This window comes from Kocuria sp. SL71 (assembly GCF_026672465.1).
Lineage (GTDB): Bacteria > Actinomycetota > Actinomycetes > Actinomycetales > Micrococcaceae > Kocuria > Kocuria palustris.
Window position 1 is genome coordinate 1461859 of record NZ_JAPPRE010000001.1, and the last position, 17045, is coordinate 1478903.

Sequence of the window (17045 nt, forward strand, 5' to 3'; positions counted from 1 at the left end):
TCACCAGCCCGCTCACAGCGTGTTCTCGCAACCGTTGACCTGCTCCTCATCATCCAGGGCCGTGGACACGAGCTCCTCCAGGTCCTCCGGCTCCGCGTCAGCGTTGTCCATCCACCATCCCGCCCGGGTGATCATCCGAGCGTGCGACATGACCCGCTCGTCGAACTCCTCCTCAGACATCGCGGCGTCCTCGCCCCGACACAACTCCTCATGAGCGTTCTGGATCAGCGAGTCCCGGAATATCCCCGCCCACTCCAGCTGCTTCGGCGTGCCATCCAGCTCAGGCAGCCCGAGCTTCTTCGCATTCGCCGCCGCAGCCTCCCGACGCTGCTCGGCCCGCTCATCCTTCGTCTCGTCCTTCCAGCACTCGAAGCAGTTCTGCTGCGACAGCCAGTTCGCGAACCCCTTGCGCTTGCCCGCCGGCTTCTCCGACAGATCCCGCGTCTCCGAGTGCCCGCACGCGAACTTGATCTCGAACTTCTCCTGCACAGCCATGACGACTCCTTCCGTGGATGGTTCCTACGCACCCACATCGCGTCGTCGCCGCCGCGCCGTAACGACACTCACCCCACCAAGCCGCCGCCCATCGAGTCCGAGAGCCTGCGTTCCCGTCGGATCAACGCCCGCAACGTGTCCTCGACCTGTTCACCAGCGGCCTTCTCACCCACCCAATCCCCAAGAGCAGCCGTCGACCACAGCACGAACTCGTCATCTGGCAAGGGCTGCCTCCCAGCGAATCGCTCAGCAAGCTCATGACCGCGCTTGAAGCTCTGCACGATCGCCGCCGCCTCATCAGGGCCGCTGTGCCGGAACACCGCAGCACCCAACCGCCCCAGATCATCCAGGCGATAGCGCCAGTCCGCCCCCTTGGTCGCGTGCAGCTCCCGCGTCCAATCAACCCCCATCCCACACGCCATCTGCCTGAACTCCCGGTCCGTCAGATCGAGAGACTTGCGGTCATACCGATTGCTCATCTGGTCGCTCAACGGCCCTCCTCCTTCGGCTTCCCAGGAACACTGTCAGGCTCGCCCATCACGACGACGCGGATCGACTGGAAATCCGGGGCCACCGACTCCCAGAACTCACGAACCTCGTCCGGAGCCACCCAGCGACCCACGGTCTCCATGTCACCAGGCAAAACCTCCAGCTCCCCTTCGATCCGCATAGCCCAGCCTCGATCCAACGCCAGCTGCACCTCCGGCGGGTCCGCTTCACCACACTCACCCCGCGTCTTCCAGGCCTCGGGATCGAACACGCCGACGACCTCGGCGTCTGGGTTCTCCGCGGAGATCGCTTCCCAGGCCCGTTCGATGAACTTGGCCGCGACCTCGGTCTCGCGAGGTGACTGTCCGTCCGGCCCGCCCCCTCGACTGCTCACTCGAATGACGATCGACCACCCGTTCTCGATCGCCTCTCGTGCCCGCTCGGGCAAGGGCTGTGACTCTCGGCTCTCAATCATCACACCGCTCCAATCCTGTGACGTCATCGGCGTGCAGAACCGGTCGATTCCGCACGTCCAGCATCACCGGCCCCTCCGACGACACAACGACCACCAGCTCCAGCGTGTCTCCCAAATGATCTGACGGGAGACGACGGCGGATCCGCCCGGCGAGTCGGCCGCGACGTAGCCAACAGGCACACGCGCAGAGCGGCATGAGCGTGCATCGATATTCTTGTTGCTCCAGGCATGCCGTGCGGTCAGTCTGATGCCATGGAGTCAACGCCTTTCACGGACAAACCAACGCTGCGCGGAGAACTGGTGACCCTTCGCCCCATCCGCGCGGAGGACGCCGACGAGATCAACGCGATCATTCGCGCTGACGACGAGATCGCCCTTCTGACCGGATCGGTGCACTCCAGCACCGAGAAGTTTCCAGGGGCGTCGATCGAGCGGCTTCGCGACATCTATGGTGCCTGGGCCGTGGCCGACGACCGGCTCGTGCTCGCGGTCATGGACAACACAACGGATGAGCTCGTCGGTGAAGTTGTGCTCCACGAGTGGGACGAGGGCAACGAGTCCTGCGGCTTCCGTACCTTGATCGGGGCCGCTGGCCGCGGCCGCGGGCTCGGCACAGAGGCGACCCGGCTCATCGTCGAGCACGGCCTAACGAAGATGGGCATGCACCGCATCACCCTCGAGGTGTACGACTTCAATCCACGTGCCCGCCACGTCTACGAGAAGGTCGGCTTCATGCACGAGGGCACGGGCCGTGAGGCGCTGCGCCTCGACGATGAATGGATCGACGTGCATTTCATGGCCATCCTCGCGCACTGACATCCGCCCGTCGCACGCCCTCCACCCATCGCCCGACTCTAGATGTGTGCGTGAAGCCGCGACCGTGGTCATCTCCGCTCAGTGAGGGCTGGGAGCCACAGGAGGATCGCGCGCAAGATGATGGCGGCGTGGTAGGTCGAGGCGAGTTTGTCGTACCTGGTCGCCAGGCCGCGCCACTGCTTGAACCGTTCGAAGCTGTTCTCGATGACGTGCCGCCTGGCGTACTTGGAAGGATCAGTCAGCGGCGGGCGACCCCCACGAGAACCGCGACGCTTCCGGTGCCCTTGCTGGTCACGCGGCTCAGCAATCACTGCTGTGATGCCCCGACCGCGCAGGAGCGCACGGTGACCCCGTGAGGAATAGGCCTTGTCGGCCATCACCGAGTCAGGCGTGGTCCGCGGACGGCCAGCCCCCTCGCGCGGGACACACACCGCGCCGAGCAGGTACGGGAACATCGTGGAGTCGCTGCCCTGACCCGGCCCGACGGCGACGATCATTGGACATCCCTTGCCGTCGCACAACTGATGGACCTTCGTCGAGAGGCCTCCACGGGAGCGTCCAATCGCGTGATCAACCGGCTCGGATTTCTGTTTCATGTAGTTCGATGAAGCCCCCCCGTGAGGCGCGTGGTGTTCGTCGCGTGTTGGTGGGCGCGCGCGATCGTTGAATCGACCGCCACGTCCCAATCGATCTCGCTAACCGCATCAGCCCTGGTCAACAAGGCGGTCAACACCTTGTCCCACGTCCCGTCGCCAGCGAAACGACGATGGCGCTTCCACACCGTCTGCCACGGACCGAATTCCGCCGGGAGGTCACGCCAAGCGATCCCGGTCCGGTAGCGATAGATGATCCCCTCAAACACGAGGCGATGATCCGAGAACCGACGCCCCCGGCGCCCCTCCGAGGACGGCATGAATCCCTCGATCAAAGCCCACTCGGCATCCGAAAGCGACTGCATCCGCGACATGGCCCTAGCCTCGCCGATACGGCATCGGGATTTGGGAGACACACTCTAGTAGTGAAGGAGGCCAGATCAGACCCAGCACCGCCAGCCCTCGTACTTGCACCCGCAAGCACAGCTGCAGCCATCGGCTCCCCATGCCGTCGCGCCGTCACGCACCGCCAGCGAGCCGCAGCACCCTAGGTCACGAAGCCATGCACACCACTCAAGCCTCGGAGTTCAGAATATCCATTGCGCTAATTTCAGACCCAGAGACACCAGGCGCCCAATGTGTTCGCTTCATAATTGCCATTTCAGGACAACCTGCTCCACACTTGAAGCGCTCGTCAGACCCCACCGCATGGTGGAGCGCGGTGGTAATCAAGACTGCTGCTGATATTGATGCCGCAATCATATTATTCCGCAACACCAGCGGAATCGAATTAACCAAAGTGCGAATTGCCTTCTTCTTGGGGCGCTTCTGGGGTTCATTTGGATGCATCAACCCCCCATTCCAGTATGCATGGCGGTCTCAACCGATCAACGCACCACCCGCGGCAACGAGCGTAGTCACGTCGGTTTGCTGCGCGTTGGGATTTCCGACAGATGGTCGCGCAGCACACAGCTTCCCGGAGGCTTGGGTGGCCTGCGTACTCTTTCGAGTCTGGGCCGGGATAAGGCCGACTTCCAACTCGGTGACCATGCCCAGCAAGTTGGACGGCGGACGTCCTACTGGGTCGTTTGGTTCGTAGACAGACCGGTCAGCGCGCGGTGAGGAATTCACGTAGCACGGTGGACCATTGCGCGAATGCGTCCAGGTGTGCATCGTGCGTCGCGCCGGTGAGGTCGGCTCGTTGGGCATTCTTCCCACGGCGAACGAACTCAGCTTTCTGGTCTTCGGTGAACATGCCGCCGTCCGCGTAGACCAGCAGCGTCGGCGCTGTGATGCTCTCCCACTCGCTCCAGCGCGGGACTGCTACCTCGGAGATGGCGCGAACCATCACGTCGGCGTCGAAACGCGGATAAAGGCCGTCTTCGCGTTCTTCCAGGTCAGCTGCCCACGCCCGCGCCAGTGCACTCCCGCCGAGTAGTTCGCTCGCCTTCTCGCGGCTGGCGAACGGGACTTCCCAGGACCTGAAGTACTCACCGATCGCGGCGTGGTCCTCTACTGACCCGCCGCCCTCGTTTCCTTCCAAGAGCACGAGGCGGTTCACCAAGTCTGGGTACGTGGACGCGACGAGCATTGCCGTATGAGCGCCCATCGACTGGCCGACGAGGTCCACTGTCTGCGCCCCTGCCGCCTCGACTACCAGGGCCACGTCGTCGACGAACGCCGCGCGCGAGACGTCGGCGGGCGTGCGCGTGCTATCCCCGTGGCCGCGCTGATCGACCAGAATTACGCTACGCGGGGCTAGTGCGCGAGCGGTCGGGATGAACTCGCGGCTGCTGCCGGCCAGACCATGCAAGATCACGACCGCCGGGTCCGCTCCGGCAAAGAGCGAGTAAGAGATGGTAGTTCCGTCCTCGACCGTTACCGCACGCCTTAGCTCGTCCATTCAGCAACACTACAGCGGCTCAGAAGCGGCGCCGGCCAGTAGCTCGGATTGTCTGCTCAGGTCATGAGCGCGTCGAGGAGTCGTTCGTGGCTAGTCTCCCAACCGAGCACCCGCCGTGGTCGGGTGTTGATCTTCTCCGCAATCTTGTCCAGGTCGGTCTGGACGAACCGGGACAGGTCCGCGTGCTTCGGAAGATACTGACGCAGGAGTCGGTTCGTGTTCTCGTTCGATCCTCGCTGCCAGGGCGAACGAGGATCGCAGAAGTAGACGTTGATGCTGAGGTCACGGGCAAGCTGCTCGTGCTCGGACATTTCCCGGCCACGGTCCCAGGTGATCGATTTCAGCATCGAGCTCGGCAGGCCGCGAAGGTTCCGGACGAGCGCGGCATGCACGTCTGGACCCTTGATGCCATCGAGCTTGACGAGGCGAACAGTCCTGGTAGTTCGCTCAACAAGGGTTGCCACGGCGCTGGGACGTCGTCCCATGACGAGGTCACCCTCCCAATGCCCTACCTCGGTCCGGGTCTCGATCTGCTCCGGTCGATCATGGATCGAGACCATGTTCCGCAGCTGACCCCGTCCTTGCCCGGTACGACGAGCCTTCCTCGAGGCGCGCATGCCGCGCCCCGAACGCAGATGCCCTTTCAGGGACGACGGCAGTGCCAGTCGCGCACCGATATAGAGAGTCCGGTAGATCGTCTCGTGTGAAATCCGAACCCCACGAGCTGCAACGGGGTTCTCTCGGAGCCATGCCGCGATCTGCTGTGGCGACCAATCCCCCATCAGCTTTTCCCGCACGATAATTCGCAGGTCATCGTGCACCTCCAGCTTGCACGGTTTCGGACGCCTCGCGTTCTCCCAGGCTCGTCGATCGGCTGCCGCAGCCCGGTACTGCGCGGGTCCACCGTTGCGGGCAATCTCCCGCGAGACCGAGGAGGCAGACCGGCGCAGGCGAGTCGCGATAGCGCGCGCGGAATCACCGGCCGCGAGTCCGCGGGAGATCTCTTCCCTCTCAGCAAGCGACAGCCTCAGAGGTGCCCGTGAACGCGCTGCCGGGCGGATTCCGCCGGTCACTGCCAAAAGCCGACGTACCGCTTCGCGGGTGCAGCGCACAGTCCGGGCGATCACCCGGACCGGCTCGCCAGCGCGCCACCGTTCCCACACCGCGTCCTGCTGTTCGAGAGTCAACACCATGCCCTGGCCTCCTCGCCGATCTATCCGCATGCTCCCATCACCGGGTGGTGCGTTGATCGGTTGAGACCGCGACGCCACTGTCCACATAAAACGGATACCTCTCTTCGGCCATCTGCTGCCAGGCCTTCCGTACCTCTGACGAAACGCCATCCTTGAATGCAACATTGAGGCTTTGGGCCGCCTCTAGCAGGCGCGGAAAATATATGGACTCCGATTCTGTGAGATATGCGCGCACATGAAGTGACCCTAATGACATGTCACTATCTAGCATGGACGTCTCCTTACCAAGGACCTGGCGCGTTTCAGTAAATATCTTTACCTGAAACTGAGAAAACTGATCCGTCCTGCCCAGTGGCCTGATAGACTTGCCCCAATACCCCTTATCGGTTACCTGGTGAAAATGCTGCATAAAAACTTTCAGCAGCTCAGTGTCTGAGTACCTTAAATTGGCCATGAGTCCTCCACGATCAGTGCTTATCAATTTTCCCGCCAGGGGCCAAGCAGCATTCCATTGAAAGTTTCGTGCCGCATCATCGGATGATGCAAATCATACAGTGACACGACAGGCCTTCATGGGCTCGATGGCCGCACGACCAGCGTCATCCGTATCAGCACCATCTGCCCGAGTGACCGCATCTGCTCAACGGCTCGTCCTGTTCACCATGTGAACCATTGCTTTAGCTTGCGCCAGATGCCCCAGCCTCGCGCTTGCCGGTCGGCGGCATCTGCGGTCGTCGCCTTGTCCGACATCGCCAGGCTCAACCGCTCGCCTTCCGCCTCGACAGTGGCGCTCCTCAACGCCACGGTCGCCTCTGGCTGGTCCGAAGAAGCCTCGGCCCCGGGCCCATCTCCGCTTACCGACTCGATGGATTCATCGCTAATCGGCTGATGCACCTCGCTGGATTTCTGTGCCAGCTGCACCTCCGGCGTGGCTTCCCGGCGGTTGCGTCTCTGCGCGGCTGCCTTGAATCTCTCCCGCGCCTGAGCCCGCAGCTCTTCAATGTCCGCTGCGATCCGCGGCGCATCACGGGCGATGGCACGAGTTCCGGGAGTGACCAAGGCTCCCGTGCCCAGGTCTACGGCACATTCCTCTAGCGAGTGTTCAAAAATCCTTGCCCACGAATTCAAGTAGCGGCGCGGTGACCGCACATACTGCTTCTGAGTGCGCATCGACTCTCGGCCCCAAAGCTCCCCCGCCTGCCACTTGATGAGCACCCGCGCATAGACCACAGGGGTGGCCAGCCGGGCCGACTCGTAGTCGAACCAGAAGAATGGAATGGCTTTGTCGGCCAACGCCTTCTGGGGCGCCGAAAGATCCGCCACCAGACCCCCATACCGACTGACATGTCTTGCCGGCTTTACATTTATGCACGTCTTCGGCGAACGCCCCGAGAAAACCCACCACACCGCGGTATTAGAATTTCGATACGCCCGGGTCTTTTCGATAACCCGCTTCGGATCTCCGACAGAATACTGATACTCAATGGCGACCTGCTGGCCATTCTTGAATTTAATCCAAGCATCCGGACGCACCTGATCAATACCATCGGAGTCGATGGCGATCTTGCTCTTAATGTTCCTTGAGTCCAGGTCATGGTCAACCACCTCATCCCCGTAGGCCGAGAGAACCCATGAAAGCAGCGCCGCCTTGGAGTTGAGGTGATCCAGGCTCTCGTCTCCACCAACGTGATCACGAGTGCTCTTGCCCGAATGGTGAACGAATCCTGCACGTCGTTTCTCAGTGCCGGCGACATGACTATATGGGCCACATCCTGGGTAGACGCAGTCGACGAAGTCGGCTCTCGTCAGGTCTCTCGCCGTTCGATCCGATGGCACACCCGGAAGGGGACGATCTGCGCCGTTGGCGGGCAGATGTGCGGGACCAGTCCACAACGGCAACCGCACGATTCCGTAAGAGCTGGCGTTGCCGACGGTGATCGGCTTCCCCCACGGAATCGATTCGCCCCGGTGTCGTTCAGATCCCATACCAACCCCGGCCCTCGACCCTTGCGTAGTGACGCTCCAAGAGTACGCGGGCACTTCGCCCGGCGGGCCTACAGCGGCTGACCCCACATCCCACCTGGGCGCTCGTCGGGAGGCTCCGGCGCCAGAGATGTTCCCTCGGCTGCGCCTCGAAGCACGTTCACCTCGTCGACGACTCGTCGCATCTGAACCACTACTTGATCCAGCTCATCAACGGCATCGCTGAACCCCCGAAGGTTGCGCAGCGCTAGCCGGGCCAGCGCCTCGTCCGCATGGTGCAGCCCGGTTTGGAACTCTTCGTAAGTCGTCTCGGAATCCCGGTAGCGGACCCACCAGGTGAGCTCGATCAGCTCGTCGTAGACCTCACGCACCGCCTGTACTGACTCGTCCACCCTGTAGAGCGCACTACGCGTCGGTTCTTCGTCAGCGTTAAGAATGCTCATCCAGTACGGCCATGGATACCGCCGCATCACGTCCAGTGGCTCGCCGGTGCCGCCCCAAGTCCACCCCGGCAGCTGGACCACAAACAGGAAGAGGTCACGAGCTTCCATGCCATGGTCCAGAGACCATCCCACGAAGCGTCCCTCGTCTGTCTGCGACTCAAACATCGAGAACTCCCGGGCTAGGCCCGGCAGGTCGATCGGCTCCGTGACCTTGGCCTTCCGGGGCCGCCGGACCACACGCGTCCACCGTTTCAGCACGCCGCCACCTCCGCAGCAGTGATCTCCCCGCGCAGCGCGATCTCATTGATCACCGACAGCAGCCACGAGACGTCCTCCAGGCGCTGCCGACACGTCGCCGGGCTCCAGCCCGTCACGGCCCGCAGATCCGCCGCCGTGAAGCGCCGCACGCTGCCATGCGAGACGATCGCATCCAGCACCAGCCGCGGCCACGAGCCCGCCACATCCGGAAGACAGGCCAGAGCCTCATCGACCTCCACAGCGGCCACGCCCCGCTCGTGGAGCCCCTGCGCATGGCGCACCACGATCGCCATGCGCACCACCTGCCGACGCGCCTCACGAGCCACCGCCGGAGAGATCCCCAGCCTCCGCGCCGCGGTCGCAGCTTCGCCGTCGCACTCAGCGAGCACAACCACGGCCCGACGCATCGTCTCGTCGTTGCGTAGCACGACCTGCACCTGGCTCAGCACGGACCGGACCACGCTCCAGGCCTCATCCCGGTCCAGCAGCCGCTCCTCGAAGGAATCCTCAGCCACATCGATCACCGAGATCGTCTCGTCGTCATCGGCCTGGCCGGCGAACACGACGGCCGTCGTCGGACGCCGCTTGGCCCGCCGCAGGTGATCGATCGCCCGGCGCTTGCCGATCGTCGTCACCCACGACACCAGCGGCCCACGCTCGGGCACCCAGCGATCAGCGCTCCTCACCGCCGAGATAACGGCCTCCTGGGCGACATCGTCAGCATCGTCGCCCAGCCCCGCAGGGGCGAGCATCGATCGGATCACCGGCGTCACCAGCGGCATCGTCTCGGCCACAGCGAGCCAGGCTTCCTGCGAGTTCGCTTCCAAGGCCGCAGCCTGAATGTTCGTGGTCATGGTTCAGCCCTCCTCGGGGCGCTTCACGAGCCGGTCAGCGCGGCAGCCGCCGCACTCCCGGTCCTCACGGTGATCGGTCAGATGGGTCGGGCACGTGACCCGACGAGCAGCCACAGGCGGTCCAGCCGACCCGTCAGGGCCGGAGGCGCCCCACAGGGCTTCCAGGCCGGCACCAGCCCCGGCCACGGCCTCGGCGGCATCGAGCATCACGGCCGGTTCGTTCGAGATCGAGCCGCGGACGTAGGCCTGGGGCCTGGCGACACGGCCCCGTGCCCGGTCCAGGATCTGATCCACGGCACCCGCCCAGACCTCGACCGGCCACTGACCGGCCACGGCCTTGCACTCGACGGCGAGCCGGTTGAGGTTCACGCCGCGGTGGATTCTCGCCACCTCGGACTTCCCGGCAGGCTCATCGGTCGTCGTCGTCTCGTCGTCATCGTCATCCACAGGCGCAGCCGCGCCGACGGATGATGATGATGGATAAAAGACGGGCGCGCGCGTAGTAGAGAGTCCGTGAGGGTCACTACCGGCACGTCGTTCCGGTAGGCCCGGAACAGTGTTCCGGTAGGACCCCTCTACCGGAACACTGTTCCGGTGGCTCCCACTAGGGGAAACGGAGTTATCCACAGCTGACGGGCCATCCACCGGCACGTCGTTCCGGTGGCTCTGACTAGGGGCGATTCCGTCCGGCTTCTCGGCCACGAGATCCGGGCCAAAGTCCTCACCAGCCGGAAGTCCCCGTCGAGACACCTGCTCTTGAAGCTGCCGGCGCACCTCGCTGAGACCGCCCCAGGGAGCCTTGGAGCTCGTCTTGTCCAGGTGCAGCACGACACCATCCACGCCGCGCGTTCCGTCGCGTCGGGTCGTGCGCACTCGCGTCATGAGCCCGGCTTCTTCGAGTTCCGTGATGGCCTTGCGCACGAACCGCTCGGAGTACTCGGTCTTCCAGGCCAAGAAGGACTGCGAGACCCGGGCCTCCCCGAAGTCGTCAGCGCTATCCGCAAGAGCCATCAGCACCAGCTTCTGCGAGGACTTCACCTGCTGCGTCCACGCCCACGAGATCGCCTTGATGCTCATGCCGCCACCTCCTCGAACAGCTCAGGCCGCGCGCTGCGCAGCTCCTTGATCCGGTTCCGACCCGTGCGCTCGGACACGCCCAGGAACGCCCCGGCCGTCGGACCCGTGATCGGCTCACCCTCGCGCCGCCGCTGCTGGACCCAGGCCACGAAGTCCTCCTCAGACGGCTCCTCAGCCCCTGCACTGGCCTCCTCGGGCTCGTCGCCCTCAGATGCCTCCTCGGCTTCCTCAGCCACGTCATCACCCTGGAGCTCCTGCTCAACAGCCAGATCAGGCTCCGACTCGACCTCGACCCCCAAGGCCTCCGAAGGCTCCGAAAGCTCCGAAGGCTCCAAAGGCCCCGGGATCGTCTCTGCCGACACGACGGTCGGCGCAGCCTGGTCGTCGCGCTCCTCCCACTCGCCACGGACCGGCGAGGGAGTCTCGTCCTGCGACGACTCCTCCTCCACAGCCACGGATGCCGACAGCACAGCCTCGACGGCAGACAGCGCCACGCGATCCTGCGGGCGCAGCACCACCAGACGAGCCATCTGCTCCGTCGCCGCGAAAACGCCCAAGGGGGCCAACGCCGCCAGGGCCGCACCGACCCAGGCCTGCCACCACTCCTCCTGCGGGGCCGCCACAGCGTGCGCGCCGTTCGCAGCGACCGACATCGCCGTGAACACCGCCAGCGAGACCCACGACGGCCACACAGACTCACCGCGGGAACGATGAACCAGCACAGCCAAGGCGTAGGTCAAGATCGCGCCGTCGATGAAGACGGGAACCGCCCACGCGAGCCCGGGGCCGATCCCGGCCCAGGCAGCCACGTCATGCAGCGCCCGGAACGAGACCGCGAACGACGTCAGCCCGAGCAGACCCACCAGGCCAACGACCGTCCACTGGACACCGCGCGTGTCCGGATCGATCCGAGACGACCCGCCATTCCGCACAGCGACCCCCGGTGCTACCGTGTCGTTCACCAGCGTTGATCCTGCAATCTCACGCGAATCATGCTGATCAGATGCGCGTCCGGTTGCCCCCGGGCGCGCATCGCTTTGTGCGCGTTCAGGCCTCATCATCGGCCTCCTCCAGATCACCGATGACGCCGTCCAGCGACTCGATCACAGTGCCCAGAACCTTGCGCAAAGCGTCCTTCGACTCCTGATCCAGCGTCTCCACGCCGAGATCGACGATCACACCACCGGCCGCCAGCACGGTCCGCGCCGCGGTCATCGTCAGCTGCGGAGCTCCCGGGTCCTGCGGGTCCTCGACCAGCCGCGGCTGCTCCTTGCGCTCCTGGATGAGCTTCACGCAGCGAGCCTCAGCTTCGATCAGCGCCTCACGCGGGCCTTCCCACCAAGAGGCGCTGGACTCAGTGCTTCCCTCGGGCTCGACCACGTCTCCGGACAGAGCCTCGGTGTTGACGTCGTCGCCATCCTCGGTCGACGTCGTCTGCCGAAGGGTGGAGCGATCGATCGCCGGCACTCCAAGATCTGTCAGGGTCATGGACCCCGTGGACTCGTCGGTCTTCTTGTGCGCGGGCTTCTTCGCGGCGTAGGACTTCCCGTCCAGTCCGGTCGATTCCTGCTCAGTTGTTCCATTTGGAACACCTGCCGATGCCCGATGGATCGTGCCGACACCGAGATCGGTCGCCCGCGAGATCGCCCGCACGCTCATGCCGGCCTCACGCATCGACTGCACGACCTCCTCGCGCTGCTCGCGCGGCGGACGCAGCTGGAGTCCACGGAAGTTCGCGTCGATCCAGGCATCCCACGTCTCGAAGCCCAGCGGCTCCCAGACCCGGCCTTCCCAGGCCTGAACGATCAGCGAGTGGACATCAGCCAGCCCCTCAGCAATCTGGTTCGTCAGCTCCCGAGCGTCCGCCTCAGTCAGCGGCTGCGGGCTCGTCGTCATCGTCGTCGCGCTCATCGCTGCGCCCCCTTCTCGTCTGCCGGCAGCAGATCCCGCAGGGTCAGGTCCAGCGCCTGAGCCACTGATTCAAGTTCCGAGTACGAGAACTCCCGTTCTCCGTTGAGTCGCGCGGAGAGTGAGGTGCGCCCCATCTCGATCTGCGCCGCCAGCTGGGCCTGTGTCATCTCGCAGAAGGCCATCCGAGAGCGGATGGCCAGGGCGAGTCGCTTTTGCTTCGTCATAGGGACAGCGTCCCGCTGAGCGGGACACCGTGTCAACACATGCGTCCCTCCCAGCGGGACACAGGACCATTTTTCGGACGTTCTGTCCCGCTCTAGGTACAATGAGCCCATGACAAGTGAGACCACTGAACCCCTGGATCCCCGTGCCGTCCTTGTTGGAAACGAGGTCCGCGCCTGGCTCGGCCGACGCGATGTGAGTCAGTCGCAGATGGCGGCCCGCCTAGGGCTAGCAAGAAGCGCAGCATCCCGGCGCATGCGTGGAGAGCGCCCGTTCTCGATCACTGAATTGATGGAGATCGCTGACTGGCTCGACATCTCCCTTTCGGAATTGCTCGGACCAGATCTTGCGCAGGCACGCAAAAGCCCCCGTGGTGACTTGGTCACCACGGGGGCTGAAAAGCTCCCCCGGCTGGACTCGAACCAGCAACCCTTCGATTAACAGTCGAATGCTCTGCCAATTGAGCTACGGGGGAAGGTGCACGTCGCCGTGCAACAGACAGACACCCTACCCCGTGCACTGCCCCCGCGCAAAACCCGTCCGGGGCTCAGCTCAGGCCGGGCGCAGCTCGCGACGGCGGGCCTCCAGGTCCAGCAGCTGACGGCTGATCTCGCGGAAGCGCTCCGGCTGCTCGACCGACGACGTCCGCTGCAGCTCGGCTCGCAGATCAGCCTGGCGCCGGTTGATCTGGCGGTCGAAGAGGTGGTTGATCACCCCGGTGGCGTAGCGCTCGAGCTGCTGTTCGTCCGAGGCGGGCAGGGCCCGCATGGACAGTCCCGCCAGATAGCCGTGCAGCTCCTGCGGAAGGGCCGCGCGAAGGGCCTCGATCCAGCCTCGCCCAGGGGTGATCTGCTGATCGGCGCCGATACCGGCGAGCACCTGGACCACCCCGCGGTGCACGGCGGTGTGCACCGGATGCGCGCACTCGGCCTCGGTGAACTGCTGCCACTCGGCAGGACCCAGCAGGTGCGGGACCTGCACGACGACCTCCAGCGCCTCCTTCTCCGTGCGCAGCAGCGGATCGCGGGGATCCGGCCACTCGATGCGCGGAGGCTGTGCGGCGCCGTCGTCGGGCGGGCCGTCGGAGTCCTGAGGGCCGCGCGGACGCTGGTCCGAGCCATCGACCGGGCGGTCGAACGTGCGCTGCTGCCCGGGGCCGGCCCCGCCGCCGTCACCGCGGGCCTCCGCCCGTGCGGAGGTCTCCACAGCCTGGACGACGTCCGGGACCTCGAGCCCCAGCCACCCGGCCAGCTGGCGGGCGTAGGCCGGGCGCAGCGTGGTGTCGCGGATGCGCCCGACGATCGGAGCGGTCGCGCGCATGGCCTGGACCCGGCCCTCTAGCGATTCCAAGTCGTAGCGCTTCATGGCTGCGCGGATGGCGAACTCGAACAGCGGGCGCTTGGCGCTCAGCAGCGAGCGCACAGCGGCGTCCCCGCGGGCCAGGCGCAGCTCGCACGGATCCATGCCGTTGGGCTCCACAGCCACGAAGGTCTGGGCCATGAAGCGCTGGTCCTCCTGGAAGGCACGCAGGGCGGCCTTCTGCCCGGCCTCGTCGCCGTCGAAGGTGAACACGACCTCGCCGCCGGAGCCGTCGTCCGAGAGGAAGCGGCGCACGACCTTGATGTGCTCGGCGCCGAATGCGGTGCCGCAGGTGGCCACGGCGGTGGGCACCCCGGCCAGGTGCATGGCCATCACGTCCGTGTAGCCCTCGACCACGACCACCTGACGCTGCTTGGCGATCTGGCGCTTGGCCTTGTCGATCCCGTAGAGCACCGTCGACTTCTTGTAGAGCTGGGTCTCGGGGGTGTTGAGGTACTTGGGGCCCTGGTCGTCGTCGTAGAGCTTGCGGGCGCCGAAGCCGATGATCTCCCCGCCGATCCCCCGGATGGGGAAGATCAGCCGGCCGCGGAAGCGGTCGATCAGCCCGCTGCGCCCGGAGGAGAACATGCCGGTGCCCTCGAGCTCATCGTCCGTGTAGCCGCGCTTGCGCAGGTGATCCAGGAGCCTGGTCCAGCCCTTGGGCGCATAGCCCACGCCATAGTCGGCGGCGTCCTGCGGGGAGAAGCCGCGATCGCCCAGGTAGGTGTGCGCGGCGCGGGCCCCGGCGGTGCGCAGCTGGGCCTGGAAGTACTCGGCGGCGACCTTGTGGGCGTCCAGCAGCCGCTGACGGCGGCCCACCATGGCCTTGTCCGGGCCGCTGCCCTGTTCGTAGTGCAGCTCGTAGCCGATCCTGGCGGCCAGCCGCTCGACGGTCTCGGCGAATGTGGTGTGCTCCATGGCCTGGACGAAGGCGATGACATCGCCGGACTCGTCGCAGCCGAAGCAGTGATACGTGCCGTATTGCGGGCGGACGTGGAACGACGGCGTGCGCTCGTCATGGAAGGGGCACAGCCCCTTGTAGGAGCCGATGCCGGCGGACTTGAGCGTGACGTAGCCCTCGACGATCTCGCGGATGTCCGTCCGCGAGCGCACTTCGTCGATGTCCTCGCGCTTGATCAGTCCTGCCACCGCACCAGTCTACGACCCGCCGCCAAGCCCCGATCAGTCGATCGGCTGCCTGTGGACGGGGCTGTCCTGGGCCTCGGGGTCCAGGGTCCGGGTGGCCGACAGCGCCCCGCCGCCCAGCAGCGCGGCCAGTGCGAAGGCGAAGAAGCCCCACGGGTAGGCCAGCCCGGCGGAGAGCAGGGTGCCGCCCACCAGCGGTCCGGAGATCGCGCCAAGGCGCCCCGTGCCGGCCGACATGCCCAGCGCGGTGGCCCGGACCTGCGCAGGGTAGTTGGAGGCGGTGAAGGCGTAGACCAGCACCTGCGCGGAGAACACGAAGCAGCCGGTGATGAAGACCATGACGTAGATCCCGCCCAGCGGCAGGCGGATCACCAGCGCCGAGAGCATGACGGCGGCCCCCAGGAACCAGACGATGCCCGCGACCCGCGGGGTGAACCGGTCGGCGGCCCGTCCGGCAATGAACAGCCCGACGATCGCGCCCACGTTGAGGATCAGCAGGAAGCCCAGGGCGTTGCCGAGGTCGTAGTCGGCGGCGCGCATGATCTGCGGCAGCCAGGTGTTCAGGCCGTAGACCAGCAGCAGGCCCATGAAGGAGGCGATCCACAGGATCACGGTGTTGCGACGGTACGGACCGGACAGCAGCAGGCCGGCCCCGACCTTCTCCTGCTGGGCATCCGATCCGGCCCGGGTGAGGGCTTCCTGGCGCTCCAGCCGCGCGGCGAAGTCGATCCCGTAGTGCTCGGCGACCGCCCGGGCCTCGTCGCGGCGGCCCTGGGAGAGCAGGAACTCCGGGGACTCCGGCAGGTAGCGCAGCATCAGCGGCACCAGGATCACGGCCGGAAGGGCGCCGGCGATGAACATGGCGTGCCAGGACAGCTGCGTCACGATCCAGATCGCCAGGGCCGCGGTGAGCACCGCCCCCACGTGGTAGCCGGTCATGACCGTGGTGGTCGCGTTGCCTGTGCGACGGGCGGAGGAGAACTCGGTGACCATGGAGATCGCGGTGGGCAGGCAGCCGCCCAGGCCCACGCCGGCCAGGAAGCGCAGGATCCCGAACACGGCGATCGAGTCGGTGAACGCCATGGCCAGGGTCAGCAGGGAGAAGATCGTCACCGCGCCGATCAGCATCCGACGGCGGCCGAAGCGGTCCGTGGCCCAGCCCATCCCCAGAGCGCCGACCATCATGCCGAACAACCCGGCGGTCGCCACGGCCGTGCCGGAGGCGGGCGTGAGGCCGAAGCCCGGGTCCTCGATCATGGACGGCATGACCGCACCCAGCACGACGGCGTCGAACCCGTCGAGCAGCACGGCGATCCAGCACAGCGGCGCCACCCAGGCGCGGCCGCGCAGGACCTGGTTCACGGGGGTCTCAGCGGGCACGGTCGTGTCTCCTTCGCGCAGGGCGATTCGGGGTTCGGACCCACGGGACGCGGGCCGGTTCACTGTAATCCGCGTCACTCGCCGCTCGAAGGCCGGTTCCGTTCAACGGGATGACGGCATGCCGACAGCCGCTGCCGCCGGAGGGCCGTCTTCAGCGCCGCACGATCGACTGGCGGCGCAGCTCCTGGACGAAGACCACGGTGCCCACGCCGACGAGGATCAGCCCGACGACCAGCCCGAGCATGCGCACCCACGCAGCCACCTCGATCAGGTGCGGCACCACGATCGACAGCGCGGCGATGAGCAGGACGATGGCGGAGACGATCATCCCGGGGGCGCGCGATGCCTCCTGGAGCTCTGACGAGTCGACCCCGGCGGGGACGCGGCCGTTCGGGGACTGCTGTGCCGATGCCATGATCTGGCGCTCCTTGGAGGGTGGGTGCGGGCG

The 17045-nt window shown here is 65.7% G+C and carries 19 protein-coding genes and 1 tRNA gene; 2 read left to right on the forward strand and 18 right to left on the reverse strand.

Annotated elements, in window-relative coordinates; translation table 11 throughout:
• Positions 1–12: 12 nt before the first annotated feature.
• The 3 genes from OVA15_RS06545 to OVA15_RS06555 all read right to left on the reverse strand — a co-directional run bounded on the left by OVA15_RS06545 (position 13) and on the right by OVA15_RS06555 (position 1462).
• Positions 13–495 carry a hypothetical protein gene (locus OVA15_RS06545; protein ID WP_268143861.1) on the reverse strand — a complete coding sequence of 161 codons (483 nt, stop codon included), beginning with the start codon at positions 493–495 and terminating at the stop codon, positions 13–15.
• 68 nt (positions 496–563) lie between these two features.
• Positions 564–986: a hypothetical protein gene (locus OVA15_RS06550; RefSeq protein WP_268143863.1), complete on the reverse strand. Its 423-nt coding sequence runs from the start codon at positions 984–986 to the stop codon at positions 564–566.
• Positions 983–1462 (reverse strand): hypothetical protein, encoded by a 480-nt coding sequence (locus tag OVA15_RS06555; protein WP_268143865.1) that lies wholly within the window; start codon positions 1460–1462, stop codon positions 983–985. Before OVA15_RS06555 ends, OVA15_RS06550 begins: the two co-directional genes overlap by 4 nt.
• Before the next feature lie 225 nt (positions 1463–1687).
• Here OVA15_RS06555 and OVA15_RS06560 point away from each other — a divergent pair, with 225 nt between their 5' ends.
• Positions 1688–2275, forward strand: a complete 588-nt coding sequence (locus tag OVA15_RS06560; protein WP_268143866.1) for a GNAT family N-acetyltransferase — start codon at positions 1688–1690, stop codon at positions 2273–2275.
• A gap of 68 nt (positions 2276–2343) precedes the next feature.
• On the opposite strand, the gene OVA15_RS06565 is transcribed toward OVA15_RS06560, so the two are convergent.
• From OVA15_RS06565 to OVA15_RS06615, 11 genes are all read right to left on the reverse strand, one after another.
• A protein-coding gene (locus OVA15_RS06565; protein ID WP_268143868.1) for an IS5 family transposase occupies positions 2344–3242 on the reverse strand; the annotation gives its coding sequence in 2 pieces (ribosomal slippage) (positions 2344–2889 and positions 2892–3242; 897 coding nt in all).
• A gap of 734 nt (positions 3243–3976) precedes the next feature.
• Complete coding sequence (locus OVA15_RS06570; protein WP_268143870.1) at positions 3977–4771, reverse strand: alpha/beta fold hydrolase; 795 nt, start codon at positions 4769–4771, stop codon at positions 3977–3979.
• 56 nt (positions 4772–4827) lie between these two features.
• Positions 4828–5964, reverse strand: a complete 1137-nt coding sequence (locus OVA15_RS06575) for an IS30 family transposase (RefSeq protein WP_268143872.1) — start codon at positions 5962–5964, stop codon at positions 4828–4830.
• A gap of 37 nt (positions 5965–6001) precedes the next feature.
• The gene (locus OVA15_RS06580) at positions 6002–6418 is read right to left on the reverse strand and encodes a hypothetical protein (RefSeq protein ID WP_268143874.1); all 417 of its coding nucleotides are present in this window, start codon (positions 6416–6418) and stop codon (positions 6002–6004) included.
• A gap of 203 nt (positions 6419–6621) precedes the next feature.
• Entirely contained in the window at positions 6622–7569 is a 948-nt protein-coding gene (locus tag OVA15_RS06585) for a competence protein CoiA family protein (protein ID WP_442786730.1), read from the reverse strand.
• Between the two features lie 449 nt (positions 7570–8018).
• Complete coding sequence (locus OVA15_RS06590; protein ID WP_268143878.1) at positions 8019–8555, reverse strand: hypothetical protein; 537 nt, start codon at positions 8553–8555, stop codon at positions 8019–8021.
• 86 nt (positions 8556–8641) lie between these two features.
• Positions 8642–9502 (reverse strand): RNA polymerase sigma factor, encoded by an 861-nt coding sequence (locus OVA15_RS06595; RefSeq protein ID WP_268143880.1) that lies wholly within the window; start codon positions 9500–9502, stop codon positions 8642–8644.
• A 3-nt stretch (positions 9503–9505) separates the two neighbouring features.
• Positions 9506–10579, reverse strand: a complete 1074-nt coding sequence (locus OVA15_RS06600; protein ID WP_268143882.1) for a helix-turn-helix domain-containing protein — start codon at positions 10577–10579, stop codon at positions 9506–9508.
• Positions 10576–11541: a DUF2637 domain-containing protein gene (locus OVA15_RS06605; protein ID WP_268143883.1), complete on the reverse strand. Its 966-nt coding sequence runs from the start codon at positions 11539–11541 to the stop codon at positions 10576–10578. The genes OVA15_RS06600 and OVA15_RS06605 overlap by 4 nt, the downstream gene beginning before the upstream one ends.
• A gap of 85 nt (positions 11542–11626) precedes the next feature.
• Positions 11627–12490 carry a hypothetical protein gene (locus OVA15_RS06610; RefSeq protein WP_268143885.1) on the reverse strand — a complete coding sequence of 288 codons (864 nt, stop codon included), beginning with the start codon at positions 12488–12490 and terminating at the stop codon, positions 11627–11629.
• On the reverse strand, positions 12487–12714 hold the full coding sequence (locus tag OVA15_RS06615) for a helix-turn-helix transcriptional regulator (protein WP_268143887.1): 228 nt from the start codon (positions 12712–12714) through the stop codon (positions 12487–12489). Before OVA15_RS06615 ends, OVA15_RS06610 begins: the two co-directional genes overlap by 4 nt.
• Before the next feature lie 109 nt (positions 12715–12823).
• Here OVA15_RS06615 and OVA15_RS13425 point away from each other — a divergent pair, with 109 nt between their 5' ends.
• The gene (locus OVA15_RS13425) at positions 12824–13153 is read left to right on the forward strand and encodes a helix-turn-helix domain-containing protein (RefSeq protein ID WP_442786749.1); all 330 of its coding nucleotides are present in this window, start codon (positions 12824–12826) and stop codon (positions 13151–13153) included.
• Here OVA15_RS13425 and OVA15_RS06620 read toward each other — a convergent pair.
• From OVA15_RS06620 to OVA15_RS06635, 4 genes are all read right to left on the reverse strand, one after another.
• Positions 13115–13187: transfer RNA gene (locus OVA15_RS06620), tRNA-Asn, on the reverse strand. The two genes, OVA15_RS13425 and OVA15_RS06620, sit on opposite strands and share 39 nt — an antisense overlap.
• Positions 13188–13264: 77 nt before the next feature.
• Positions 13265–15220 carry a DNA primase gene (dnaG, locus tag OVA15_RS06625; protein WP_268143889.1) on the reverse strand — a complete coding sequence of 652 codons (1956 nt, stop codon included), beginning with the start codon at positions 15218–15220 and terminating at the stop codon, positions 13265–13267.
• Between the two features lie 33 nt (positions 15221–15253).
• Positions 15254–16597, reverse strand: a complete 1344-nt coding sequence (locus OVA15_RS06630; RefSeq protein WP_268143891.1) for an MFS transporter — start codon at positions 16595–16597, stop codon at positions 15254–15256.
• Between the two features lie 151 nt (positions 16598–16748).
• Positions 16749–17012, reverse strand: coding sequence for a hypothetical protein (locus OVA15_RS06635; RefSeq protein ID WP_268143893.1), 264 nt, complete (start codon positions 17010–17012; stop codon positions 16749–16751).
• Between the last annotated feature and the right edge of the window lie 33 nt (positions 17013–17045).